This is a genomic window from Mycoplana rhizolycopersici (assembly GCF_013378445.1).
In the GTDB taxonomy this organism is placed as follows: domain Bacteria; phylum Pseudomonadota; class Alphaproteobacteria; order Rhizobiales; family Rhizobiaceae; genus Mycoplana; species Mycoplana rhizolycopersici.
This window is the reverse complement of sequence record NZ_JABXYK010000014.1, coordinates 25,024-47,919: the sequence shown is the minus strand read 5'-3', so window position 1 is coordinate 47,919 and position 22,896 is coordinate 25,024. Positions and strand designations below refer to the sequence as shown.

Sequence of the window (22,896 nt, the reverse complement as noted above, 5' to 3'; positions counted from 1 at the left end):
GAGGGGAAAACGAGGCAAGGATGGTCCGGGGGAGCGAAAAGGCAGCCGTGATGGTGCGCATGCTCTGCGTCATCGCGCTCGTCTGCCTCTCGTTTGCGCATCGCCCGGCGCTCGCAACACCTCTTTCGCCAGCCGAACTCGCCGCGATGACGCTGCCGGACGGCACAATCGCAGACATCTGCTTCAGTGACGGCGTGGTGCACGGCAAGACCAAGGGCGCCTTCGGGCGGAACTGCGAAGCCTGCCGCATCGGTGCCGGCCTGCTGCTACCGCAGCCGGCCGATGTCGCCGGCCATCTCATCGCTTATGCAAAAGTCGGCGATCGTCCCCTGATCGAGGCGGTCGTTCATAGCCACCGGTTCCAGCCGGGCGCACCGCCCACAGCCCCACCACATCCTTCGAACTGAATGTGAGCATGCCGGGTGCGTTTGCGCGCGCTCGTCATCGGCTCCAGCGTCACCGCACAGGCGACGTGATGGATGCGCCGGCCGAGCCGGTCGCGCCACTCGTCCAGACACTCAGGCGGTTTCTGCTCCGAAATACCGTCGCCGCCCTTGCGGCGGACTGGACCTGTCCAACGTCACGCCCTCAGGAAGGGAACATGAAATGAAATCGCTTGCACACTTTCTCCTCGCCGCATTGCTGCTGGTCCTCCCGGTTTCCGGCGCTGCCGCGCATGAATACAAGGCCGGCAACCTGCAGATCCACCACCCCGCCGCCAAGGCGACGCTACCCGGCCAGCCGGTCGGCGGCGGCTTCTTCACCATCATCAACAACGGCGGCGATCCCGATCGCCTCGTCTCCATCACCTCGCCGGTTTCCGACGATGTGCAGTTGCACACGATGACGATGGAAAACGACGTCATGCAGATGCGCCGGCTGGCGGACGGCATCGACGTTCCGGCCGGCGGCACGGTGAAGCTCGAGCCCGGCGGCTTGCATGTGATGTTCATGGGCATCAAGGCGCCGTTCAAGGAAGGCGAAAGTTTCCCCGCCACCCTGAATTTCGAAAAGGCCGGCCCCGTCGACGTGCAGTTCAACGTCGAGGCCTTCCGCCCGGCAAGCCAGGGTGAGGCGGGCGGCGACACGCACAAGGCGCATTGAGCGCGACAGAGGTTGAAGCCCCGCGCCGAAGCGCCGTTGCGGCGCACTTCGGCAGGAGGGGCGGCGGGAGATGGGAAAGGCACGCAGAGTGGCCTTCCCCATCCCGCCCCATCGCCCCAACCGGCGTTCGGGAACCGGAAGGGGCGAATGTCATGGCCGCTGTGCGGCGGCCGTGTGCGAATTTGACCGCGGGCGCATCGGCCGACGCGCGCCGCGGGAGCGCCTGCCCGGCTTATCCCGACCGGTTGCGCTCGATCGTGATATGCGCGAAGTGCTCGCGGCCGTCGGCCAGTTCTCCCGTGGTCCGCTCGTTCCAGCGATAGCCGGCGATCGCGCCTTGCGGGGTGTCCTCGAACAGGTTTCCGGAAATCAGTGCCGAGCCCGCGCCCTCGACGACGCTGACCGCGCAGCCGACCGGCGCGCCGCGCACCAGATTGCCGTTGACGACGAGGCCGCGCATGTAGGGTCCCCAGCCGAGCATCAGCCCGAAGCGGGGCGCGTTCTCGACGGTGTTGCCGCTCACGACGGTGTCGGCCTCGACGGCGATGCCGAAGCCGAAGCCCGCGCCGTCGTGCACGTAGGGCCCCTCGCTTCTCAGGTTCCGCACGACGTTGCCCGTCACCGTGGCGAGCCGCCCGCCCTCGTTGAAGTTGACGATCAGGATGCCGTTGGCAGCACCATCGATCAGGTTCGAACTGACGATCGCGCCCTCGAAGCCGAACTCCGAATAGATCGCCGTTTCCCCGCAGTTCAGGCAGGTATTGCCGGCAATCTGGACGTTGGAGCCGGCATTCGAGCGGATGGCCGAGAAGGCGCAGTCGGTGAGGATGTTGTTCGTCACCAGCACGTTGTCGGCGCGGAAGACGTTGATCCCGTTTCCATATTCGCCCGTGCCGCCCTTGCCGGCCGCGATCTTCGAAATCCGGTTGCGCGAGACGATCGTGCCGTCAGCCCCCTTGGTCCAGCGGTGCACGAGGATGCCGCCGTTGGCGCATTCGAAGACGGTGTTGTCGCTGACCGAAAGCCCGGTGCTCTCGATCGCATAGACACCGTATTCGGCAGCACCCGACAGGCGGCTGCGGTCGATCCGTCCGCCGCAGCGCTCCAGATAGACCGCCGACTTCGACGATCCCTTGATCTCGCAATTGTCGATGACGACTTCGCTTGCCAGGGACAGGTGCAGCAGCCCCTCGACGCTGCTGTCCAGCCAGCGGTTGCCGCCGTCGATGACCAGGTTTTCGAAGGTGACGTTTATCGCGTTGCGGCTTTTGAAGAGATGGCCGTCGCCGCCGTAGACGATGCGTGTGGCGCCCGGAACGCCGGTCAGCCGCGTGTTGTCGGGAAGCTCGATGTTGGAGATCACGTAGTCGCCGGGCGGCAGGAAGATCGGCAGGTTCTTTGCCGAAGCGTCGCGCAGAAGCTTGGCGAAGGCCCTGTTCTTGCGGCTTTCGCCGCCGGGACGCACGCCATGGGCGGCGGCGTCGATCGCGCCGCGCAGTTCCACGTTGACCAGCGTTGCCGTCCCCGCGGCGCGCGCGGGCAGGGCGGCACCAAGCGCGCTGAGGCCGAACGAAGAGAGTATTAACCGCCTGCTAACCATTTCAGCTCCTTGTTCCCAAAGGAGCATGAAACGTGCCAACCGCTTTCCGTGCCGGAATGAAGCGAAACGGGGCCTTCAGGGCCGGTTTGGCGAATTCGCCGTCGACCGGAATGGAGCGCCGTTCCGAATTGGCACAGGCGAGCATTCCTCAAACGCCCGAAATGCGGGGCGTTCGCGGAGCCGTGTCGCCCGGATAGAGTGCATTGCAGCAAAAAGATTCAGTATTGCATAATACTCTCAGGTGTAGCTTCGAACCGTCAAACATGAGGTCGCCGATTGGCGCGGCGGGGGAGTGGGAAGCGCATGAGCCGGTCCAGCACGCAGTGGTCTTCGGAGGAAAAGCCTGCCGACCCCACGTCGCTGCTGCTGGCGGCAGGCGAGCGGCTGATTGCCGAGGCCGCCCGCCGTTTCCCGATCGCCGGCGACCGTCACGACCGCGCCTACTGGATGGATGCAATGATCGAGGAGGCACCGGTAGGCCTCTTCTTCAAGGACCGTGACGGCCGCTTCCTGATCGCGAACAAGGCCACGGCCAGGCATGTCGGCTGCGGCCGCGACGATCTGACCGGCCTGACCGATTTCGACATTTTTCCCCGCGAGGTGGCGCAGGTGCTGCGCGACTGCGAGCAGCAGATCATCAGGACCGGCGAACCCGCGCTCGACATGGAGGAATGCTACCGCGATGTTGCGGGGCGGCGGAAGTGGGTGCTGACGTCCAAGCTGCCCATGCGCAACGACCAGGGCGAAATCGTCGGCATCGTTGGCATCGCCCGCGACATTACCGATCGCAAGCGACAGGAGGCCCTGCACCGCGGGCAGGCCGAGATCCTCCAGATGATTGCGCGCGGTGAGGCGCTGTCGGAAGTCTTCCCGGCGTTGATCTTCTTGATCGAAGATCAGGTGGCCGACGTCACCGGCTCCATTCTCCTGATCGATCATGACCGGCAATGTGTTCGCCATGCCTCGGCGCCGAACCTGCATCCGGACTATACCCGTGCCATCGACGGCGCGCCGATCGGCCCGGCTGTGGGATCATGCGGCACGGCCGCCTATCGCGGCGAGCAGGTGCTGGTCGCCGACATCGCCGAAGATCCGCTCTGGGCGGACTATCGCCATCTGGTGCGGCCCTATGGTTTTCGCGCCTGCTGGTCCTCGCCTATCCGCTCCAGCCAGGGGCAGGTGCTGGGCACCTTCGCACTCTATTCGCGCACGCCCGGGCTGCCGACGCCAGCCTGCCACAAGCTGCTCGGCGTGGCGACGCATATCGCCGGCATCGCCATCGAACGCAAGGAAGCGGAAGACCGCATCCAGTTCATGGCCCACCACGATGCGCTGACGGGGCTTCCCAACCGCGGCATGCTCGACGAGCGTATCGCGACAGCCATCGAGATTGCCGACGACGAGAACCGGAGCGTCGCGCTCGCCTTCCTCGACCTCGACAACTTCAAGCTGGTCAACGACAGCCTGGGCCACAAGGCAGGCGACACGCTCTTGAAGACTGTGGCCGCCCGCATGGCCGACGGTCTTCGCCCGGGCGACGTGCTCGTCCGTCTCGGCGGTGATGAATTCGTGCTGATCGTCAGTGCCCCGCGCCGTAACGCCAAGGGCGTCGCTGCCCGGCTCGAGGCCGTCCGCCAGACCATTGCCGCCCCCGTCACGCTGGAGGGGCGCACGGTGCAGGTAAGCTGCAGCATGGGGGTCGCACTCTATCCCGAGCACGGACGCACGCCGACCGAACTGCTAGCCAATGCCGATCTCGCCATGTACCGCGCCAAGGAAATTGGCCGCGATGCGCTGCACTTTTTCAGCAACGACATGGCGATCAGCGCGCATGAGAAACTCCGCCAGCAGGAGGAACTGCGCCGCGCCATCGCCTGCGACGAGTTCGTCCTGCATTATCAGCCGCAGGTGGACCTGAGAACCGGAAGCGTTTTCGCCGTCGAGGCGCTGATCCGCTGGAAGCATCCGGAGCGCGGCCTGCTCCCGCCCGGCGAGTTCATTCCGTTTGCCGAGGAGTCCGGCCTGATCGGTCAGATCGGCGACTGGACGCTGCGCGCCGCCTGCCGCCAGAACAAGGCCTGGCAGGACGCGGGCCTGCCACGGCTGGTCGTCAGCGTCAACGTATCCGCCCGCCAGTTCCAGGAGATCGACTGGGTGGAGCGCGTGCGCTCCGCCTTGAGCGACAGCGGGCTGGACGCGCGCTATCTGGAACTGGAACTGACCGAAAGCCTGATCATGGCTGACGTGCAGCAGGCGGTGGCGCTGATGTACCGGCTGGAGGCGCTGGGCGTGCATCTGGCCATCGACGACTTCGGCACCGGCTATTCCAGCCTCAGCGCGCTGAAGCGCTTTCCCGTCGGCCGGCTCAAGATCGACCGCTCCTTCGTGCAGGATCTTCCGGGCGACGCGGACGATGCGGCGATCGCGAGGGCCGTGATCTCGCTCGCGCACACGCTGCAGCTTAGGGTGATCGCAGAGGGCGTGGAGACCCGCGAACAACTGGAATTCCTGCGCGAAGCCGGCTGCAACGAGATCCAGGGCTTCTATATCGGCAGGCCGGTGGAAGCCGCCGCGATCGAGGCGCGGCTGAACGAGATGGAGCCTGAAGGACGTTGGCCGGAAGCAGGCCGCGACCGCTCAGGTTCGCATCTGACGCTTCAACCTGGTGATCTTGCATAGGCCGTCACACAGCTGCAACGCATTCTGGGCTGCATGCCCCGACCGCGAGCGGGCACGCCGGCATCCCCTCAGACAGGCAGGGGATGTTTCCGCCGCCAGTAATGCACCTCCATCAGTTTCTCCCAGCCCTTTCCCGGCCGGTTCACCAACGCAGTCATGGTGCGGTGGTTGTCGTCGATGAAGGTGATGATGTCCTGATAGGGCAGGTGCCGGCCTTCGCTTTCGAAGTCTGGTCCTTCGCTGTGCAGCGTCAGCACGTTGCCGGTCGGCTCCAGCGTGCCGTCATAGTGCCACAGATGCGCCATCATGGAGCCGATCCATGTGCCGACGTAGCGGTCGCGCGCCGCATCATAGCCGAGCGTCAGGAGCGTTTCGGCCGGCTCGCCGTCGGGCATCAGGCCGCGGCCCTCGCAGGCGATCCAGAGACCGCCGATCCGCCGCACCCGTTCGGTCCAGGTCGGTTCGGCCGGCGGGGCGGTGATGGCCGCGTCCGAGACGTCCCAGTCGCCGACGAGCCTTTCCAGCCAGCGATGCTGCGTGGTTATTTCTGCCTGCATGTTCGCCTCCCGGTTGCCGTGCGGTGTGCGCGTCACCAGCCTGATACCCATCATCGATCATGGGTATTAACTGTGGAACGCACCATTCGTTTCAAGGCGTCGATCGCCGCGCTTGACAAAACAAGGTTGATATCAACAGTAATGGGCATGAATTCGAATGTCACGCTTTCCCACGAGACCGCGCCGCACGTGCGCGACCGCTGCCTTTGCCTGCATGCGCAACGCGCTGCCCGCGCCCTGGCGCGCAGGTTCGACGAGGCTTTTCGTCCGCTGGGCCTGACCAACGGGCAGTTCTCGCTGATGATGGCGCTGAACAGGCCGGAGCCGCCGCCGATGGGACCAGTCGCATCCCTGCTGGCGATGGACCGGACGACGTTGACGGCGGCGGTCAAGCCGTTGCAGCGGCGTGGCCTTGTCGTCGTGACGCCCGATCCGCGCGACCGCCGCGGTCGGCGCCTCGGCCTGACGGAGGAGGGGCGTGATCTGCTCGCCCGCGCCCTGCCGATCTGGATTGCAAACCATGACGCGCTCGAGGCGGAGATGACCGGGATCGACGTGGATGCCTTGCGCGCGGGACTGAAGGCGATCTCGTGAATTCGATCCGGGGCCGAGGTCCTGCACTGGCGGCTCCGCACGGATGACCCGTGACCGCCGGCTCTGCATCGCCGCGCCGCGCCTGCATCGCGATCCTGCATCGGCGGCCCTGAACTGCCGGCTCTGAACTGCCGGCTCTGGCGGAACGCGCAAATCGGCCTATCTTCTCCGGCATGAAGCCAGACCAGCTGCTCTATCCCGCCCCCGCCGGCCTCTATTGCCCCGCCGGCGATTTTCATGTCGATCCGATGCGCCCGGTCGCCCGCGCCGTCATCACCCATGGCCACTCCGACCACGCCCGCGCCGGGCACGGGGCCGTGCTGGCGACGCGCGAGACGCTTGATATCATGGCGATCCGCTACGGGCCGGACTTCTGCGGTTCGGCGCAGGCGGCAGCTTTCGGCGAGACCATCGACCTGGCCGGGGTGAAGGTGTCGCTTCACCCAGCCGGCCACGTGCTCGGCTCGGCACAGGTCGCGATCTCGACCAGCGGCACCCGCTTCGGCGTCTCCGGCGACTACAAGCGCAGCCCCGACCCGACCTGCACGCCGTACGAGCCGGTCGCCTGCGACGTGTTCATCACCGAGGCGACCTTCGGCCTGCCGGTCTTTCACCATCCCGGGCCGAAGGGCGAGATCGGCAAGCTCCTGACCTCGCTACGGCAGTTTCCCGAGCGCGCCCACCTTGTCGGCGCCTATTCGCTCGGCAAGGCGCAGCGGGTGATCCGACTCCTGCGCGACTGCGGCTACGACCGGCCGATCTACATTCACGGCTCGCTGGCCAGGCTTTGCGAATACTACCTCTCGCGCGGCATCGACCTTGGCGAGCTGCGACCGGCAACGCTGGAGAAGGGTGACACGACCGATTTCTCCGGCGCCGTCATCGTCGGCCCGCCCTCGGCGTTCGGCGAGCGCTGGGCGCGCCGCTTTCCCGACCCGCTCGTCGCCTTCGCTTCCGGCTGGATGATGGTGCGCCAGCGGGCGAAACAGGGTGGCGTCGAGCTGCCGCTCGTCATTTCCGACCACTGCGACTGGCCGGAGCTGACCGAAACCATCCGCGAGCTTTCGCCGTCGGAGGTCTGGGTGACGCACGGCCGCGAGGAGGCGCTGGTGCGCTGGTGCGAACTCGCCGGCATCCCCGCCCGCCCGCTACACCTCGTCGGCTACGAGGACGAGGGAGATTGATGGTGGTCGAGGCTCGCTTTGATGTCGGCGATCGACCCCGCATAGCGGCCGCCCCCGCGTTCCCTCACCCCGCCTGCGGGGAGAGGGCCAGGGTGAGAGACTGGGTGAGGGGCAGTCGCTGCCGCGCGTGCAGCGCTCCGCGGATAGTCGCTGCTCCCGCGTCCGCCCTTCGCCCCTCATCCGCCTGCCGGCACCTTCTCCCCGCAGGCGGGGAGAAGGGCACACGCTGCGCGGACTTCGCCCAGGCATCCGCCATAACGCCCGCCTCGATCTCCCTCTTCGCCCCATCGGGCAGAGGGTGGCCCCGCGGGCCGGATGAGGGGGGCTTCGCCGCGCAGGGAATGGCCAACGGCGACGGCGCAAGTCGTGGCGGTGGTTCGGCGATCGTCGCACCGATTTGCCGCGCGGAAGCGAGGACGACCACCCCATGAAAGCCTTCGCCGATCTCCTCGACCGCCTCGTGCTCACCCCCTCGCGCAACGGCAAGCTGAAACTGCTCGCCGATTATTTCCGCGCCGTTCCCGATCCCGACCGCGGTTACGGGCTGGCGGCGATCGCCGGCACCCTCGACCTGAAGAGCGTCAAGCCGGCGCTCTTGCGCGAACTGGTGCTGGAGCGGATGGACGAGGTGCTGTTCCGCTATTCCTACGACTATGTCGGCGACCTTGCCGAGACGATCGCGCTCGTCTGGGACCAGGAGCGGAAGGAACGGATCGACGACGCCCACCAGCCGCGCCTGTCCGACGTGGTCGTCCGCATGAATGCGCTCGGCCGCACCGAGGTGCGTGCCGCCGTCCGCGATCTGCTCGACCGGCTCGATCCGTCCGCCCGCTTCGCCTTCATCAAGCTTGCCACCGGCGGCTTGCGCATCGGCGTGTCCGCGCGGCTTGCCAAGCAGGCGCTCGCCGATTTCTCCGGCCGGGACATCATCGAGATCGAGACGCTGTGGCATGGCCTGCAGCCGCCCTACGAGCCGCTGTTTGCCTGGCTGGAGGACAGGGCGGAGCGGCCGGTTCTGGCGACGCCGGCAATCTTCCACTCCGTCATGCTCGCCAATCCCGTCGGCGAGGGCGATCTCGACGGCCTCGACCCTGCCGATTTCGCCGCCGAATGGAAATGGGACGGCATCCGCGTGCAGCTCTCGGCATCCGGCACGACGCGCCGTCTCTATTCCCGTTCCGGCGACGACATCTCTGCTGCCTTCCCGGATGTTCTGGGCGCCATGACCTTCGAGGGCGTCGTCGATGGCGAACTGCTGGTCGGAGGCACGGCCCGCTCCAACAGTGCGACCCGCACGTTTTCCGACCTGCAGCAGCGGCTGAACCGCAAGACGGTCAATGCGCGCATGCTGGACGACTATCCCGCCTTCGTGCGCGCCTACGACATCCTTTTCGACGGCGAGACGGACATACGCCCCGAAAACTTCGCCACCCGTCGCGCACGGCTGACGGATCTTATCGACGGCGCGCCGCACGACCGCTTCGACCTGTCGCCGCTGGTGCCTTTCGAAAGCTGGGCCGAGCTCGATGCATTGCGCACCACGCCGCCCGATCCGGTGATCGAGGGCGTGATGATCAAGCGGCTGGACAGCGCCTATCAGGCCGGCAGGCTCAAGGGGCCGTGGTTCAAGTGGAAGCGGGATCCGTTCAATGTCGATGCGGTGCTGATGTATGCGCAGCGCGGCCACGGCAAGCGGTCCAGCTACTATTCGGACTTTACCTTCGGCGTCTGGGCGCAGGCTCCGGAAAACGGGCCGGAAGGTGATATGCTGGTGCCGGTCGGAAAGGCCTATTTCGGCTTCACCGACGCGGAACTGGAGGTGCTCGACCGCTTCGTGCGCAATAACACCGTCGAACGCTTCGGCCCGGTGCGCGCCGTTCGCGCCGAGCCCGATTTCGGCTTCGTGGTGGAGGTTGCCTTCGAGGGCATCAACCGCTCAACCCGCCACAAGTCCGGCGTCGCCATGCGCTTCCCCCGCATCGCCCGCCTGCGGCAGGACAAGCTGCCGCGGCAAGCCGACCGTCTGGAAACGCTGATGGCGCTGATCGAAACGCGGGAGGGGTGAAGGACCGCGCGGCGCGCGTTCGTTGCGAGCGGCAGTTGCGTTGAGAAATCCGGGCTGCCTCCTGCCTCGGACGGGGGAAAACGTCATCGCGATGGACGATGCGCTGCCTCTGTCGTAAAATCGCGACATGCGACTGCGACCCCAAGCGGAGCGAGCGAATGCCGATATTCATGGACAGGCACGATCTGACAGGGGCGACGGCGGAGCAGGTGGCCGAAGCGCACCTGAAGGACCTCAGCATACAGGACCAGTACGGCGTCAAGTTCCTGACCTACTGGTTCGATCATCGCAACGGCCGCACCTTCTGCCTGATCGATGCGCCCGATGTCGAGACGGCGCAGTGCGTCCATCGCGAGGCGCACGGGTTCGTTGCCAGCGAGGTCGTGGAGGTGGCGCTATCCGCCGTCGAGGCTTTTCTTGGCCGGATACATGATCTGAAACCTCAAGGAGACGGCGAGGCGGATAGGGATGCCGGTCACCGCGTCGTCCTCTTTACCGATATCGTTGGCTCCACCGAGATGACGACGCGCCTGGGCGATCGCATGGCGACCGAACTCGTCAGGGCGCATGATGCACTCGTCCGCCGTTGTCTGACCCGCGCCCGGGGCCGGGAGGTCAAGCATACCGGCGATGGCATCATGGCGGCCTTTACCTCGTCGCTGGCCGCTGTTGATTGTGCCATGGATATTCAGCGCGAGTTCCGCCGTTTCAATGCCGACAACCCGGAGCAGATCCACATTCGGATAGGTTTGGATTGCGGCGAACCGGTCGAAGACAGCAATGATCTTTTCGGGGCCACCGTCCAGACCGCTGCAAGGCTTTGCGCCGCCGCAAGCTCCGACCAGATCCTCGTGTCGGAGAATGTTTTCCAGGAGTATGGCGCTGCCGACATCTTTGCCCGCGCCAGCGGCTATCGCCTGAAGGGCTTTGCAAAGCCGGTGCTGGCTCATCAGTGCAACTGGACGCACTGATACCAAGTCTCGATGATAGGAACCGATAGGACCGGTTCCTATCATCGAGACTTGGTATGAGGCCCGAGGCCGCCGGGTTGTTCTTTACAGGCCTTCGAACCCCCCATGGCTTCGCCTGACGGTCGCTGTTGATATCCCCGCCGCAAGCCCCGCGCCAGCCGACCGTGCCACAATTGCGGCACGGTAAATGCGTTATCACGCCGCCAGGAATCGCGCCCGCCTTCGGTCCCTGCCAGCAATCGGAATTTCACGGACACGCCTCGCTGATCATGGCCTCAGAATTTCTTCTCTCCCGCCGGCGTCTTCTGCGCCTCTCCGGGCTTGCCGCGGTGTCTGGCCTGGCCGGCTGTACCTCGTCGATGAACACCGATCGCTTCCGCTGGGAGACCGAGCCCGTCTATCGAAATCCGGCGCTGGAAGGCGTTCCCGGCCCCATTCTCGAGGGGCGCGACCCCGACCAGGGGCCCTATGAAGAGGCGATGCTGCCGACCGGCATCCCCAATCTCGACCCGCAATATGCGGCAATCTACGATACCCGCATCGACGGCGGCTTCACTGTTCCGCAGGTGCCCTACCGCAAGATCGATGCCCGCTTCCTGCGCCACGAGGTCGAGGATCCGTTCGGCGAGGCGCCGGGCACGATCATCGTCGATACCGCCAACCGCTACCTCTATTTCACGCTACCGGGCGGCCGCGCCATGCGCTATGGCGTCAGCATCGGCCGCGAAGGATTTGCCTGGAACGGGCGCGGCGTCATCCAGTGGAAACAGGCCTGGCCGCGCTGGACGCCGCCCGATTCGATGATCGAACGCCAGCCGGAACTGGCGAAATACTCCGCCCGCAAGGGCGGCATGGCGCCGGGCATCTCCAACCCGCTGGGCGCGCGCGCCCTCTACATCTTCCAGAACGGCGAGGATACGCTCTACCGCCTGCACGGCACGCCCGAATGGAAGTCGATCGGCCGGGCGGCCTCGTCGGGCTGCGTCCGCCTGATCAACCAGGACGTGATGGATCTCTACAGCCGCGTGCCCAACGGCTCGCCGATCGTCGTTATCTGATCGCAGCACGGCGGAGGCGGGCGCAGAAGTGCGCTCGCTTGGTCTGGCCGCTCTGGGCAGCGGTCAGCCCGACAGCAGCTCCTGCATCTGGCTCAGGTGCTTGATGGTCAGGGGCTTCTCGAAATAGTTCTTCACGAAAGCGTAGCGCATGGCGCGCTCCCGGTCGGTGCCAAGATGCGAGCTGGTCAGCATGGCGACCACGGGTGCATGCACCCGGAAGCGGCTCGCATAGTGGTCGAGAAACTCGAAGCCGTTCATGACGGGCATATTGATGTCGAGGATGATCCCGTCCGGCGTCACCGTTTCGAGCAGGGTCAGGGCCTCTGTGCCGTCATGGGCTTTGAGGATTTTGATCGTCGGGTCGAACTTGCGGATGGTGTATTCGCAGATGAACTGGTCGTTCTCGTCGTCATCGACCACCAGGATGGTGTTGAGCTTCATTTCCCTCCGTCCTCGTTCGGCAGTTCCACAATGAAGCGGCTGCCTTTTTCTTTCGGCTCGTATGTCGCAGTCCCGCCGAGGGATTCAGCGCTCTTCTTCAGAATATAAAGCCCGAGTCCACTGCCGAAGGATCGGCTGGGATGCAGGCGCTTGAACATGCGAAACAGAAACTGGCGCTTTTCCTCCGGAACGCCGATGCCATTGTCCTCCACGATCAGCCGGACCGACCCCGGGCGCTCTTCAAGATAGATGTCCACCCGCGGTTCCGGTTCCTGGGGGTCATGGTACTTGATGGCGTTGGAAAGAAGGTTGCCGACGATGACCTCGAATTTCGACGGCTTATTGCGTATTGTCAATTGCGGGTCGACGTAGTTGCCGATCCGTACCCGGTTTTCGGTTTCCAGATTGGCAAGGGTGTCTGCCTGGCTCTGCACCACGTCGTGCACCAGGATTGTCTGGTCCTCTTCGTCCAGCAGCCGGTCCCGCGTCAGCACGATGATGTTCTGGATAAGCCCGTCCAGCCGGTTGAAGTTGCGTTCCATGCGCCCGAGCGTGCTGCCGAGCGCGTCATACTCGCCGTTCTCCAGCAGTTCGCGGGATATGTTCAGCAGGCCGATGGAAGAGGCGATCGGCGAGCGCAAGTCGTGCGAGGTGCGGTAGGCGAACTCTTCCAGTTCCGCATTCGCGGTCAGAAGTTGCTGTTCGAAGTGCTTTCGCTCGGAAATGTCGCGGATGATGGCGGTATAGATCGTGCCTTCGGACAGTTCGACGCGGGCGACGGAGATGTCGATGGGGACGGTGCTGCCGTCCTTGCGCCGAGCCTCCCGTTCGCCACCGGCAAGAAGCTCCGTTCGCAGCACGTTGGCGCCGGCGGCGCGTTCGCCTTCCGGCAGCAGCATCTTGACGCTGCGTCCGATCAGTTCGCTGGGCTGGTATCCGAAGATCTGTTGGCACGCCGGGTTCGCCGACAGGATCGTTCCGTCCTCGCCGATGGTCAGGATGCCGGCGATGGCATGGTCGATGATGGCGGCGAGGCGCCGCTGGCTCTCGCCGAGAAAGCTTGTGCTTTGCCGGTAGCGCTTCGAGTTCCAGTAGGAGTAGGCGAGCAGCCCCACATAGATCGCCCCCGAGATCAGGATGAGGTTGAGGATGGTCGTCGCCGTGGTCGCAAGCGCCTCCGGATGCGCCGGCAGCGTCGCAAGCATCTGGCTTTGCACTTTTACATAGGCAAGCGACAGCAGCACCAGATAAGTGGTGATGGCAAGCGAGACGGCGATCGCGGTCTTGCCGGCGGCACTGCGGGAGCCGGAATAGAGAACTCCGATGCCGACGGCGAGAAAGCAGCTGGCGCTCTGCAGCGACATTCGGGTGAAGGCGATCCAGTCATGCGCGCCTTCGAGGGCGACGATGTAGCCGACCAGCGACGTCGCGGCGATAATGACGCTGAGATAGGCGCAGGCGACTTGAAGCAGGTCCGGGCCGCCTCTCAGCGCCCGCAGCATGATGGCGAGGCTGGCGAGCATGAAGCAGAGCGCCGTATTCGGCGCGATGCGGCCCGGCACGCTGGTGCCGATGTCGACGAACGGCCGGTAGAACAGCTCGTCGACGCCGAGGTCCAGCCCGAAGAGATGCTGCGACAGCGCGAGAGTGCCATAGACGAAAACCGGCACCATCAGCAGGATGGGCAGCACGTGATAACGGGCGAGCGCAAGCAGGAACGCGATGCCGATGAGCAGGAAGGCGAAGGCCGCGTTGAATTTCATCCCGAAGAAACTCGGATATCGCTCGGCAAGGGATGCCGGCTCCGCCAGCCAAGCCGCCATCATGCCGACGCCGACCAGGATGCACCACAGTCCTGCCAGGATGCCCGTCAGTTGAGAGTGTCGGTGCTCGCTTTGCATGCCACCTCCGTCCCGCGTGACCGGCGCAGTTTAATCGAGCCTTCGCCTTTGCACAGGGGGGTAGGCGCCGATTCAGGCGGTATCCGGCGTTTGCCGGGCGCGCAGCCTGTCGGCCAGCGCCTGCAGCGAGGCGCCGAGCTGGTGCAGGTCGTCGGCGGTGCATCCGGCCGCCTTGCCGATCTGCATCAGGATGCCGTGCGCCTCGCCTTTCATCTCCCGGCCCTTGGGGGTCAGTGTGATCAGCACCTGCCTCTCGTCGGCACGGTCGCGCGTGCGCTCGATGTAGCCGCTTGCTTCGAGGCGTTTCAACAGCGGCGACAGCGTGCCCGAATCCAGATGCAGCGCCTCGCCCAGCGCCTTCACCGTCTTGCCGTCGTCTTGCCACAGCGACAGCAGCACCAGATACTGGGGATAGGTGAGCCCGTAGGGGTCGAGCAGGGGCTTGTAGGTGCGGTTGAATGCGTGCGCAGCCGAATAGATGGCAAAGCAGAGCTGGCGATCCAGCGCGAGGTTCGCGTCGTCCGCCATATCCAGGGGAGGTGAGGGCGCAGGTTGGTTTTCCATACGGCAGTGTCGCCGCAAATCGTCCAAAATGCAATGTGCAAAATTATATTGCGCGCAATCTATTTTGGGGCTATACGATAATCATCAACAACCAAGGAGACCTGACATGTCCATTCTCTACACCACCAAGGCATTTGCCACCGGCGGCCGCGCGGGCCATGGCGCGTCCGAAGACGGCGTTCTCGACGTCACCCTCACCGTGCCGAAGGAACTGGGCGGCGATGGCGCCCGCGGCACCAACCCGGAGCAATTGTTCGCCACCGGCTATTCCGCCTGCTTCCTCGGCGCGCTGAAGTTCGTCGCCGGTAAGGAAAAGGTGAAGATCCCCGAGGACGCCAAGGTGACGGCGACCGTCGGCATCGGCCCGCGCGAGGATGGCGGCGGCTTCGGCATCGAGGCGGCCCTGCAGGTCTCCGTTCCCGGCGTCGACAAGGTCGTGGTCGAGGACCTGGTCAAGAAGGCGCACGTCGTCTGCCCCTATAGCCACGCCACGCGCGGCAATCTGGACGTCAAGACGACCGTCGTCTGAGCGGATCGACGGGCGAAGTCGAAATCCCAAGGCCCGGCGTTTGGTGCCGGGCTTTTCTTTGGAAATTTTTGCATTATATTATTTCCACGGAAAGGAGATTGTTCGATGCTCGTCGAGACCCGTTCGCCAGCACAGCAGGCCCAGGCCGAAACAGTGATGACCAAGGCGGTTGTTCGAGCGTCCGAAGCCTTGGGGCTAACCGCGCGGGCGCTTTCGGCCGTCCTTGGCGTTTCGGAGGCCAGTGTCTCGCGCATGCGCCGGCAGGACTATCGCCTGGAGCGCGGCACCAAGCCGTTCGAACTGGCCGTTCTTTTCATTCGCCTGTTCCGTTCGCTCGATGCCATCGTCGGCGGCGACGAGGCGGTGGCCCGCGCCTGGATGTCGGTGGAAAACAGTCTCCTCGGCGGCCGCCCGATCGATCGCATCACCTCGATTTCCGGACTTGTCGATGTCCTTGCCTATCTGGACGCCCGCCGCGCTCTCGTCTGAGGCGCGGGCCTATGCCGGCCCCGTCTGGCGGCTGGTGGAGGCACAGCATCGGGTCTCGACGCTGAAGCTCGTCGACACGCTGGAGGAGCAGGCGCTGCTGGAAGAGTTGCTGGAGGAAAGCAAGCCGCTGCTGCCGCCAGAATGCGTAGGCCTCGACTATCTCCTCGCAACCCCCTTTCGCTACGGGGCGGTCTATCCGCACGGCTCGCGCTTTCGCAGGGCAGGGCGCACGCGGGGCGTCTTCTATGCCGCCGAGGCCGTCACGACGGCCCTTGCCGAAATGGCCTTCTACCGGCTGCTGTTCTACGCCGAATCCCCGCAGACGCCCTATCCGGCCAATGCGGCCGACTTCACCGCCTTTTCCGCTTCGGTGGCGACGGGCGCCGCTCTCGACCTGACGCGCTCCCCCCTCGACCGCGACCATGCGCGCTGGAGCGACCCGACCGACTACGCTGCCTGCCAGGCCCTTTCCGACGCCGCGCGCGATGCCGGCATCGAGGTCGTCCGATACGTTTCCGTCCGCGATCCGGGCGGCGGGGCGAATGTCGCGCTGCTCTCGGCCACAGCCTTTGCCGCGCCGAAGCCGCAGGAACGCCAGACCTGGCATATCCGCCTGTCCGGCCGCGGCGTCCAGGCGATCTGCGAGTTCCCGCCCGCGCGCGTCGAATTCGCGCGCGCGGACTTTGGCAACGATCCCCGTCTTGCCGTGCCCGGCCGATAGCCACTCCACGGCCTCCCGAGGCTGCCGCCGGCGACTTTCAACCCGCTGCCGCCTCGCAGAAGAAGGCCTCGGCATCCTCGACCTCCAGCAGCCGTCGCCGCTCGATCACCCAGAAACGGTTGGCGACGGCGCGGACGAAACTGCGGTCGTGGGAGACGAACAGGCAGCTTGCCTGCTGCGCCGTCAGTTCACGTTCCAGCGCTTCCTGCCCCTCGATGTCGAGATGGTTGGTCGGCTCGTCGAGCAGGTAGAAATTCGGCTCGGTGAGGCGAAGCACCAGCATGCCGAGCCTTGCCTTCTGCCCGCCCGAGAGCCGGCCCACGGGCTGCCCCTGCATCTCGATGGCAATGCCGATCCCGGCAAGCAGCGAGCGTGCGCGCTGGTCGCCCACCGCAAAGCGCCGGATGATGGCGCCATGTGGCGTGTCGTCGTCGGGAAGATCCGCCAACGCCTGATCGCCATAGCCGAGCACGAGCGAGGGCGTCGCCCTGATGCCGCACGCGGCGTCCGGCCCCGCATTGCCGCCGATCGCCGCCCGCAGTGCTTTGACGAGCCGTGTCTTGCCGGCGCCGTTGCGCCCGAGAAGCACGATCCGGTCACCCTGGCAGATGAACTGGCGGCCGGTCCTGAACAGCGCCGTGCCGTCCGGCGTGGCGATCTCCGCATCCTCCAGCGTCACCAGCACCTTGGCATGCGTGCCGCGATTGGACAGCCGGATCGTCCCGGCCGAACGCTCCAGATGCACAGGCCTTGCCGTCTCCTCCAGCCGGTCGGCGCGCTGCCTCAGTTGCTTGGTCTTGACGACGAGCAGGTCGGAGCCGGAATTGATGCCGATATTGTTCAGCTTGGCCGCCTGCTGGCGCAACTGCTGCGCCTGCTTCATGTCGCGCTGGTAGCGCCGCTCGTCGGATGCGTCCGCCTCGTCGACGGCAGCCCGCGCACGGGAATAGGGCAGCGCGAAGCTCTGTGACCTCTCCGGCCGGAGGAAGAGCGTCCGGTTGGTCGTGGCGTCGAGGAAGGCGCGGTCGTGGCTGGCGATGACGACGGGAACGTCGCGCGGCAATGCGTTCAGCCATCCCTCCAATTGCAGGATCCGGGCGAGGTCCAGATGGTTGGTCGGCTCATCGAGAAGCAGCACGTCCGGCTCGCGCACCCATGCGCGCGCCAGCAGGGCGAGCCGCTGCCAGCCGCCGCTCAGTTGCGACAGCGGGCGGGCGCGCAGTGCTTCGGGCACGGCCAGCGTTTCCAGAACGACATCCACGCGCCAGCTTTCATGCTCGGCCTGATCGGCCGGCAGCGCATCCCGCACGGCGGCACTGAAGCTCGCGCCGGACAGGGCGGGCGGCCCGGTCTGCTCGACATGGCCGACGGTCAGCCCGCGTGATCGCGTGATCTCGCCTTCGCCCGGTTCGAACAGGCCGGCGATGCAGCGCAAAAGCGTGGACTTGCCGCGGCCATTGGCGGCAACGAGCCCGATGCGGTCGCCAGCGTTGATGGAAAGGTTGAGGCCGGAAAACAGCGGCGCACCGAGGGTGACGCCGAGATTGCGCACGGTAATGAGTGACATGATCGATCCCTGATCATCGTCCGAGCGATCGCCGCATCAAGGGCATCAGCCATCATCGAAGGCGGGCGCGTTCAGGCTCGGAAGCATTGGAATTGCGCGCGTCGAACAGGACGCGGCGCTGCCATCAGGGGCAGACCAGGGAGGTTATGGGAAACGGTCTCTGGTCAGCCCTGCAAACGCATTTGCAGGGCACGATCGGGACCGTGCGAAAGATTGGGCAGGAAATCGAATCTCACGTCCGCCCTCCTTTCCGGCCACCGTTGAGGGGTGCTGGATAGCACTGATCCTGCCATTTTTCAACCTGGCCGTTCGTTCAGCGCACGAGGAAGCGCACGGACCAGCGCCGCGGAATGAGGATCGATGCCGCCGTGACGAGTGCGGCGACGACGAAGGGCGCCCAGTTCGCCGCGGCCGTCACGTTCAGTTGAAGGGCCGCACCGGTGACGGCGCCCGCGATCATGCCGGTCCAGGGCACGAGCTGGATCAGCCAGGACCGGTCGCGCACGCCGAGGATCCAGCGGCCCAGCCCCCGCCCGAAGCGCGAGAGCGCGCCGGTGACATAGGTGAGCCCGATCGACAGCCCCTCGATCTGTTCGACGGCCGCGTTGACCGTGCCCATGGCCAGGATGAGAAGCAGGAAGCGCACCTCCTGGTGCTGCGGCACCAGCGCCGAGGCGGCGAGCAGGGCGGTCACGCCCACAAGGACGCCGGCGGACTGGAAGCGGCTGGCGATCAGCACCCCGCCGCAATTGCCGAGCACGAAAACGGCAAGCCCCGTCAAAAGCAGCACGGCCCGGGCGGTGTCGCCGGCTGCGACCGCCACGGCGGTGCGCGTGGTATTACCGCTCATGAAGGAAACGAAGTCGCCCACGGCCATCAGCCCGATCGCGTCGGTCATCCCGGCCAGGAACGCGATCGCCGCCACAAGCGCCACGCCGACGGCGCTGCGTTGACGTCTGATCAGGCGACGGCGACGCGCAACCGTCATCAGGCAGCCCGCTCGTTTGCCCGGCTCACACAGAGAACGGACGTCGAGAGCTTGCCGGCATCAGGGGCAAGGGGCAACGGCAGGAAAGGCATTCGTCGTGTGTCTCTGAAAAGCTGGAATGAAAAACAATGGCGTTCGTCGCATGCAGCAGCCCCCAAAGAGGATCACGAAAATCCGTCCGGCGAAAGCCTTCCGTTTGGAAGAAATGCTTGTCGTGGCTGCTGGCACGCTACTTTGCGCTTCCCGCACGAGCGGCCCCGATGGCTTGGTGCGAGTTCGGCAGACTGCCCGGCGGGCCGGGGCTCGTCACGCGCGTATCGACTTCCGCCCACGTATCGGTGGCGTGCAAGTTTCGTGGCCTTTTGCGGACAGGTCTCATTCCGGCTCGCGGCTAGCGCCGCAGGCTGCCGAGAATGCCGCGCACGATCGCCCGGCCCAGCGAGTTGGCGACGCTGCGGGCGGCGGACTTCATCGCCGCTTCGACGACGGTCTCGCGCTGGTAGCCGGAGCGGGCCTTTGGTTTGCCGGTGGTCGAGGCCTGCTCGGGGTCGTCGCCGAAGCCGGGCAGCGTCCAGCGGCTGCCGCCGTTCTGCTGCGGCGCTTCCGCCTCCTGCTTCTCGGCCTGCTGCTGTTCCTCCAGCTTTTTCGTGCGGGCGGCCAGTATCTCGTAAGCCGACTCGCGGTCGAAGTCCTCGTCGTAGAGGCCGGCGACGGGGCTGACTTTCATCACCTGCGCGCGCTCGGCGTCCGTCAGCGGCCCGACCCGCGAGGCCGGCGGGCGGACAAGCGTGCGCTCCACCATCGATGGCACGCCCTTGCCCTCCAGCGTGGAGACCAGCGCTTCGCCGGTGCCGAGCTCGGTGATGACGGTGGCGCAGTCGAAATCCGGGTTCGGCCGGAAGGTCTCCGCCGCCGTCTTCACTGCCTTTTGCTCGCGCGGCGTATAGGCGCGCAGCGCGTGCTGCACCCGGTTGCCGAGCTGAGCGAGTACGGTCTCGGGCACGTCGAGCGGGTTCTGGGTGACGAAATAGACGCCGACGCCCTTGGAGCGGATCAGGCGGACGACCTGCTCGACGCGCTCGACCAGCACCTTCGGCGCATCCTTGAAGAGCAGATGCGCCTCGTCGAAGAAGAAGACGAGCTTCGGCTTTTCCGGATCGCCCACTTCCGGCAGTTCCTCGAACAGCTCCGAGAGCAGCCACAGCAGGAAAGTGCCGTAGAGGCGGGGGTTCATCATCAGCTTGTCGGCGGCGAGCACCGAGATCGCGCCGCGCCCGTCATTGGTGGTGCGCATGATGTCGGAGATCTTCAGCGCCGGCTCGCCGAAGAAGTGCTGTGCGCCCTGCTGCTCAAGGATCAGCAGCTCGCGCTGGATCGAGCCGACCGATGCCTTGGAGATGAAACCGAACTGGTTGGAAAGCGCGGACGCGTTATCGCCCATGTATTGCAGCAGCGCCTGCAGGTCCTTCAGGTCGAGCAGCGGCAGGCCGCCCTGGTCGGCGATCTTGAAGGCGATGTTGAGCACGCCCTCCTGCGCATCCGTGGCATTCATCAGCCGCGACAGGAGCAGGGGGCCCATCTCCGTCATGGTGGCGCGCACCCGGTGGCCCTTCTCGCCGTAGAGATCCCAGAAGATCACCGGGAACTCCTGGAAGTCGTAGGGTTGAAGGCCGATCTCCTCGGCGCGCTTGAGCAGGAAGTCCTTCGCCTCGCCGATCGCGCCGATGCCGGAAAGGTCGCCCTTCACGTCGGCGCAGAACACCGGCACGCCGGCATTGGAGAAGCCCTCGGCAAGAATCTGCAGCGTGATCGTCTTGCCGGTACCGGTTGCCCCCGTGACGAGGCCGTGCCGGTTGCCGAATTTCAGTTCGAGATATTCCGGTGCGTTGATCGAATCGTCCGGCTTGCGGCTGGTGCCGATATAGAGCTTGCCGTCTTGCAGTATCGTCTCGCTCACAGTGTATCTCCCTTGTGCGCGCCGGTCGGGGGACGCCCGAAATCGTCATTGAATCGTATCGCCGACTTTATAAGGTGAAAAGGGAACTTCAACACCTGTGATGAACCGGCGTGGTGGCGTAGAATACGACTGTCTCATGCTTGAGTTCATTGGCTGATTCATTTAACGTTGACGTTAACGTCAAATTCGTATCGGAGGCTTTTCCATGAACGATCTCGTTAACCGCGTGGCCGACAGTGTCGGCCTCGATCCCGTCATCACAGAAAAGTCCATCGGCATGATGCTCGGTTTCCTCCAGCGCGAGGCGGCCGACGGGCCGGTCGCAAGGATGATCGAGGCCATCCCGGGCGCCTCCGACCTGGTGGCCCAGTACAATGGCGAGGGCTCCGGCGGTCTGCTCGGCGGCCTGATGAACGCCATGGGCGGCGGGGTCATGGCGCTCGGCCAGCAGCTGATGAGCCAGGGGCTTGGCATGAGCGAGATCACCGGGCTCGCCAAGGAGACCCTTGCAATCGCGCGCGAACATGCCGGCGACGAGGTGGTCGACGAGGTCGTCGCTTCGGTACCGGGCCTCAGCCAGTTCGTCTGATTCGCCAGCCGGTCTGATTTGAACTTGTCCGGCCGGGCGAAAAGTCCGGCCGGACAAACGATTATCGGCGCCTGCCGAGCACGAAGGCGGCGGTGAACACCGCAAGTGCGGCGCCGACGGACAGCGGTCCCGCCTGCGGGCCGCCGATTTCCATGATGGCGCCGGTCAGGCTCGATCCGGCGCCGCTACCGATCGCATAGGTCAGCGAGTAGGCGGCACTGCCCGCCACGAGCATGCCGCCGCGGAAGTTTTCACCCAGCATCGTCAGCGCGCAGGTATAGAGCGAGAAGCTGGCAGCGCCAATCATGGCAAAGGCTGCGAGGATCAGCGCCGGCGTCTCGATGAAGGGGATGGCAAGGTAGCTGAGGGCCGCGACGAAGGCCGTGCCGACGGCGACGCTGTGGCGCGGCAGGCGATCCAGCGCATAGCCGATCAGGGGCTGCGCCACCGCGGTCGGCAGGGCCAGCACGGTCACGCTGAGGGCTGCGAAGGCCTCCGAATGCCCCATCTTGACGAAATAGACAGGCATGGACGAGATCGCCGCGATGTCGGCGAAGCCGAAGGCGAAGACCATCGCCACCAGCATCGGCGCATGGCGGAAGAAGGCGAACAGGTCGCGCGTCGAGGACGGTTCGGGCACCGTGCGGGTGGAAACCATCAGGAGCGCGGTGGCGAAGGCGACGAGCGCCAGATAGACCGCCGTCAACGCAAAGCCGAAACCGCCGGCGGTGCCGAACAGCGGAATGGCGAGCGGGCCGGCGGCAAAGCCGGCGCAGATCGCAGCGCCGTAGATGCCCGAAATCCGCCCGCGCAAGCGGTCGGGGCAGGCGACGTTCAGCCAGGCTTCGCTGAGCATGAAGATCAGGCTGGCGCAGAAGCCGAGCAGGAAGCGCGCCACGAACCAGACGGTGATCGACGAGAAGGTGGCGAAGGCGGCGAGGCACAGCGAGCAGCCGACGAGCCCCGCGATGATCAGGTGCTGGGCGCGGAATCGCTGCGTCAGCTGCCCGAGCATCAGCGTCGCCGCCGCAAGCCCGAGCGCGAAGCCGACGGCATTGATGCCGATCATGGTCGAAGAAACGCCGCGCCCTTCCAGCACCAGCGAGATCAGCGGATAGGTGACGCCCTGCGCCACCGAAAACGCCGTGACGCCGAGAACGACGGCGACGATCGCCGGCCAGTCGGGCGCGCTGTGCGCCGCAAGCTCCTGATGTGTCTGCATGTTGGATTCCCGCGCGGCGCGCGACCTGCTGCCGGACCCCATCCATATCTCCCGCCATCGCATTTGGGAAGGGCAGGACGGAGCGGCGCCGATCAAGTCCGGTCCCGCCGCGTGAA

21 protein-coding genes are annotated in these 22,896 nt (G+C 65.6%); 12 read left to right on the top strand and 9 right to left on the bottom strand.

Annotated elements, in window-relative coordinates; all coding sequences use genetic code 11:
* Positions 1 to 20: 20 nt before the first annotated feature.
* Together HV823_RS19945 and HV823_RS19940 are read left to right on the top strand one after the other, a co-directional pair.
* Positions 21 to 407, top strand: a complete 387-nt coding sequence (locus HV823_RS19945; RefSeq protein WP_176951504.1) for a hypothetical protein — start codon at positions 21 to 23, stop codon at positions 405 to 407.
* 199 nt (positions 408 to 606) lie between these two features.
* The gene (locus HV823_RS19940) at positions 607 to 1,104 is read left to right on the top strand and encodes a copper chaperone PCu(A)C (protein WP_176951503.1); all 498 of its coding nucleotides are present in this window, start codon (positions 607 to 609) and stop codon (positions 1,102 to 1,104) included.
* Positions 1,105 to 1,336: 232 nt separating this feature from the next.
* Here HV823_RS19940 and HV823_RS19935 read toward each other — a convergent pair whose 3' ends face one another.
* Positions 1,337 to 2,704 carry a TIGR03808 family TAT-translocated repetitive protein gene (locus HV823_RS19935; protein WP_176951502.1) on the bottom strand — a complete coding sequence of 456 codons (1,368 nt, stop codon included), beginning with the start codon at positions 2,702 to 2,704 and terminating at the stop codon, positions 1,337 to 1,339.
* A gap of 303 nt (positions 2,705 to 3,007) precedes the next feature.
* On the opposite strand from HV823_RS19935, the gene HV823_RS19930 reads away from it, so the two are divergent.
* Entirely contained in the window at positions 3,008 to 5,383 is a 2,376-nt protein-coding gene (locus HV823_RS19930; protein WP_176951501.1) for a sensor domain-containing protein, read from the top strand.
* 68 nt (positions 5,384 to 5,451) lie between these two features.
* Here the strand turns inward: HV823_RS19930 and HV823_RS19925 are convergent, their stop codons facing one another.
* Positions 5,452 to 5,940, bottom strand: a complete 489-nt coding sequence (locus tag HV823_RS19925) for a DUF1579 domain-containing protein (RefSeq protein ID WP_176951500.1) — start codon at positions 5,938 to 5,940, stop codon at positions 5,452 to 5,454.
* A 147-nt stretch (positions 5,941 to 6,087) separates the two neighbouring features.
* Between HV823_RS19925 and HV823_RS19920 the strand changes: the two genes are divergently transcribed.
* The 5 genes from HV823_RS19920 to HV823_RS19900 all read left to right on the top strand — a co-directional run bounded on the left by HV823_RS19920 (position 6,088) and on the right by HV823_RS19900 (position 11,812).
* Positions 6,088 to 6,534: a MarR family winged helix-turn-helix transcriptional regulator gene (locus tag HV823_RS19920; RefSeq protein ID WP_176951499.1), complete on the top strand. Its 447-nt coding sequence runs from the start codon at positions 6,088 to 6,090 to the stop codon at positions 6,532 to 6,534.
* A gap of 173 nt (positions 6,535 to 6,707) precedes the next feature.
* Positions 6,708 to 7,718, top strand: a complete 1,011-nt coding sequence (locus HV823_RS19915; RefSeq protein WP_176951498.1) for a ligase-associated DNA damage response exonuclease — start codon at positions 6,708 to 6,710, stop codon at positions 7,716 to 7,718.
* A gap of 427 nt (positions 7,719 to 8,145) precedes the next feature.
* Positions 8,146 to 9,783 (top strand): cisplatin damage response ATP-dependent DNA ligase, encoded by a 1,638-nt coding sequence (locus HV823_RS19910; protein WP_176951497.1) that lies wholly within the window; start codon positions 8,146 to 8,148, stop codon positions 9,781 to 9,783.
* Positions 9,784 to 9,941: 158 nt separating this feature from the next.
* Entirely contained in the window at positions 9,942 to 10,754 is an 813-nt protein-coding gene (locus HV823_RS19905) for a nickel-binding protein (RefSeq protein WP_176951496.1), read from the top strand.
* Positions 10,755 to 11,023: 269 nt separating this feature from the next.
* On the top strand, positions 11,024 to 11,812 hold the full coding sequence (locus HV823_RS19900; protein ID WP_176951495.1) for a L,D-transpeptidase: 789 nt from the start codon (positions 11,024 to 11,026) through the stop codon (positions 11,810 to 11,812).
* Between the two features lie 63 nt (positions 11,813 to 11,875).
* Here HV823_RS19900 and HV823_RS19895 read toward each other — a convergent pair whose 3' ends face one another.
* From HV823_RS19895 to HV823_RS19885, 3 genes are all read right to left on the bottom strand, one after another.
* Positions 11,876 to 12,253, bottom strand: a complete 378-nt coding sequence (locus HV823_RS19895; protein ID WP_176951494.1) for a response regulator — start codon at positions 12,251 to 12,253, stop codon at positions 11,876 to 11,878.
* Positions 12,250 to 14,154, bottom strand: a complete 1,905-nt coding sequence (locus HV823_RS19890; protein WP_176951493.1) for a sensor histidine kinase — start codon at positions 14,152 to 14,154, stop codon at positions 12,250 to 12,252. The genes HV823_RS19895 and HV823_RS19890 overlap by 4 nt, the downstream gene beginning before the upstream one ends.
* A 72-nt stretch (positions 14,155 to 14,226) precedes the next feature.
* Entirely contained in the window at positions 14,227 to 14,682 is a 456-nt protein-coding gene (locus HV823_RS19885) for a MarR family winged helix-turn-helix transcriptional regulator (protein WP_176951492.1), read from the bottom strand.
* A 142-nt stretch (positions 14,683 to 14,824) separates the two neighbouring features.
* Here HV823_RS19885 and HV823_RS19880 point away from each other — a divergent pair, with 142 nt between their 5' ends.
* The 3 genes from HV823_RS19880 (at position 14,825) to HV823_RS19870 (ending at position 16,457) form a co-directional block, all read left to right on the top strand.
* Complete coding sequence (locus tag HV823_RS19880) at positions 14,825 to 15,247, top strand: organic hydroperoxide resistance protein (protein ID WP_176951491.1); 423 nt, start codon at positions 14,825 to 14,827, stop codon at positions 15,245 to 15,247.
* 105 nt (positions 15,248 to 15,352) lie between these two features.
* A complete protein-coding gene (locus tag HV823_RS19875) occupies positions 15,353 to 15,736 on the top strand; it encodes an MbcA/ParS/Xre antitoxin family protein (protein ID WP_176951490.1) in 384 nt (127 codons plus the stop codon).
* The gene (locus HV823_RS19870) at positions 15,696 to 16,457 is read left to right on the top strand and encodes an RES family NAD+ phosphorylase (RefSeq protein ID WP_176951489.1); all 762 of its coding nucleotides are present in this window, start codon (positions 15,696 to 15,698) and stop codon (positions 16,455 to 16,457) included. Before HV823_RS19875 ends, HV823_RS19870 begins: the two co-directional genes overlap by 41 nt.
* Positions 16,458 to 16,494: 37 nt before the next feature.
* On the opposite strand, the gene HV823_RS19865 is transcribed toward HV823_RS19870, so the two are convergent.
* The 3 genes from HV823_RS19865 to HV823_RS19855 form a co-directional block, all read right to left on the bottom strand.
* Positions 16,495 to 18,024, bottom strand: coding sequence for an ABC-F family ATP-binding cassette domain-containing protein (locus HV823_RS19865; RefSeq protein WP_176951488.1), 1,530 nt, complete (start codon positions 18,022 to 18,024; stop codon positions 16,495 to 16,497).
* A gap of 313 nt (positions 18,025 to 18,337) precedes the next feature.
* Complete coding sequence (locus tag HV823_RS19860) at positions 18,338 to 19,012, bottom strand: YoaK family protein (protein WP_176951487.1); 675 nt, start codon at positions 19,010 to 19,012, stop codon at positions 18,338 to 18,340.
* A gap of 391 nt (positions 19,013 to 19,403) precedes the next feature.
* Entirely contained in the window at positions 19,404 to 20,957 is a 1,554-nt protein-coding gene (locus HV823_RS19855; RefSeq protein ID WP_176951577.1) for a helicase HerA-like domain-containing protein, read from the bottom strand.
* Positions 20,958 to 21,174: 217 nt separating this feature from the next.
* Here HV823_RS19855 and HV823_RS19850 point away from each other — a divergent pair, with 217 nt between their 5' ends.
* The gene (locus HV823_RS19850) at positions 21,175 to 21,558 is read left to right on the top strand and encodes a hypothetical protein (protein ID WP_176951486.1); all 384 of its coding nucleotides are present in this window, start codon (positions 21,175 to 21,177) and stop codon (positions 21,556 to 21,558) included.
* A gap of 61 nt (positions 21,559 to 21,619) precedes the next feature.
* Here HV823_RS19850 and HV823_RS19845 read toward each other — a convergent pair whose 3' ends face one another.
* Positions 21,620 to 22,780 (bottom strand): MFS transporter, encoded by a 1,161-nt coding sequence (locus tag HV823_RS19845; RefSeq protein ID WP_176951485.1) that lies wholly within the window; start codon positions 22,778 to 22,780, stop codon positions 21,620 to 21,622.
* Positions 22,781 to 22,896 lie beyond the last annotated feature (116 nt).

Excerpts from the sequence above, each read along its gene's own strand:
- HV823_RS19945 (WP_176951504.1), top strand. The coding sequence starts at position 21 with ATGGTCCGGGGGAGCGAAAAGGCAGCCGTGATGGTGCGCATGCTCTGC.
- HV823_RS19940 (WP_176951503.1), top strand. The coding sequence starts at position 607 with ATGAAATCGCTTGCACACTTTCTCCTCGCCGCATTGCTGCTGGTCCTC.
- HV823_RS19935 (WP_176951502.1), bottom strand. The coding sequence starts at position 2,704 with ATGGTTAGCAGGCGGTTAATACTCTCTTCGTTCGGCCTCAGCGCGCTT.
- HV823_RS19930 (WP_176951501.1), top strand. The coding sequence starts at position 3,008 with ATGAGCCGGTCCAGCACGCAGTGGTCTTCGGAGGAAAAGCCTGCCGAC.
- HV823_RS19925 (WP_176951500.1), bottom strand. The coding sequence starts at position 5,940 with ATGCAGGCAGAAATAACCACGCAGCATCGCTGGCTGGAAAGGCTCGTC.
- HV823_RS19920 (WP_176951499.1), top strand. The coding sequence starts at position 6,088 with ATGAATTCGAATGTCACGCTTTCCCACGAGACCGCGCCGCACGTGCGC.
- HV823_RS19915 (WP_176951498.1), top strand. The coding sequence starts at position 6,708 with ATGAAGCCAGACCAGCTGCTCTATCCCGCCCCCGCCGGCCTCTATTGC.
- HV823_RS19910 (WP_176951497.1), top strand. The coding sequence starts at position 8,146 with ATGAAAGCCTTCGCCGATCTCCTCGACCGCCTCGTGCTCACCCCCTCG.
- HV823_RS19905 (WP_176951496.1), top strand. The coding sequence starts at position 9,942 with ATGCCGATATTCATGGACAGGCACGATCTGACAGGGGCGACGGCGGAG.
- HV823_RS19900 (WP_176951495.1), top strand. The coding sequence starts at position 11,024 with ATGGCCTCAGAATTTCTTCTCTCCCGCCGGCGTCTTCTGCGCCTCTCC.
- HV823_RS19895 (WP_176951494.1), bottom strand. The coding sequence starts at position 12,253 with ATGAAGCTCAACACCATCCTGGTGGTCGATGACGACGAGAACGACCAG.
- HV823_RS19890 (WP_176951493.1), bottom strand. The coding sequence starts at position 14,154 with ATGCAAAGCGAGCACCGACACTCTCAACTGACGGGCATCCTGGCAGGA.
- HV823_RS19885 (WP_176951492.1), bottom strand. The coding sequence starts at position 14,682 with ATGGCGGACGACGCGAACCTCGCGCTGGATCGCCAGCTCTGCTTTGCC.
- HV823_RS19880 (WP_176951491.1), top strand. The coding sequence starts at position 14,825 with ATGTCCATTCTCTACACCACCAAGGCATTTGCCACCGGCGGCCGCGCG.
- HV823_RS19875 (WP_176951490.1), top strand. The coding sequence starts at position 15,353 with ATGCTCGTCGAGACCCGTTCGCCAGCACAGCAGGCCCAGGCCGAAACA.
- HV823_RS19870 (WP_176951489.1), top strand. The coding sequence starts at position 15,696 with ATGTCCTTGCCTATCTGGACGCCCGCCGCGCTCTCGTCTGAGGCGCGG.
- HV823_RS19865 (WP_176951488.1), bottom strand. The coding sequence starts at position 18,024 with ATGTCACTCATTACCGTGCGCAATCTCGGCGTCACCCTCGGTGCGCCG.
- HV823_RS19860 (WP_176951487.1), bottom strand. The coding sequence starts at position 19,012 with ATGACGGTTGCGCGTCGCCGTCGCCTGATCAGACGTCAACGCAGCGCC.
- HV823_RS19850 (WP_176951486.1), top strand. The coding sequence starts at position 21,175 with ATGAACGATCTCGTTAACCGCGTGGCCGACAGTGTCGGCCTCGATCCC.
- HV823_RS19845 (WP_176951485.1), bottom strand. The coding sequence starts at position 22,780 with ATGCAGACACATCAGGAGCTTGCGGCGCACAGCGCGCCCGACTGGCCG.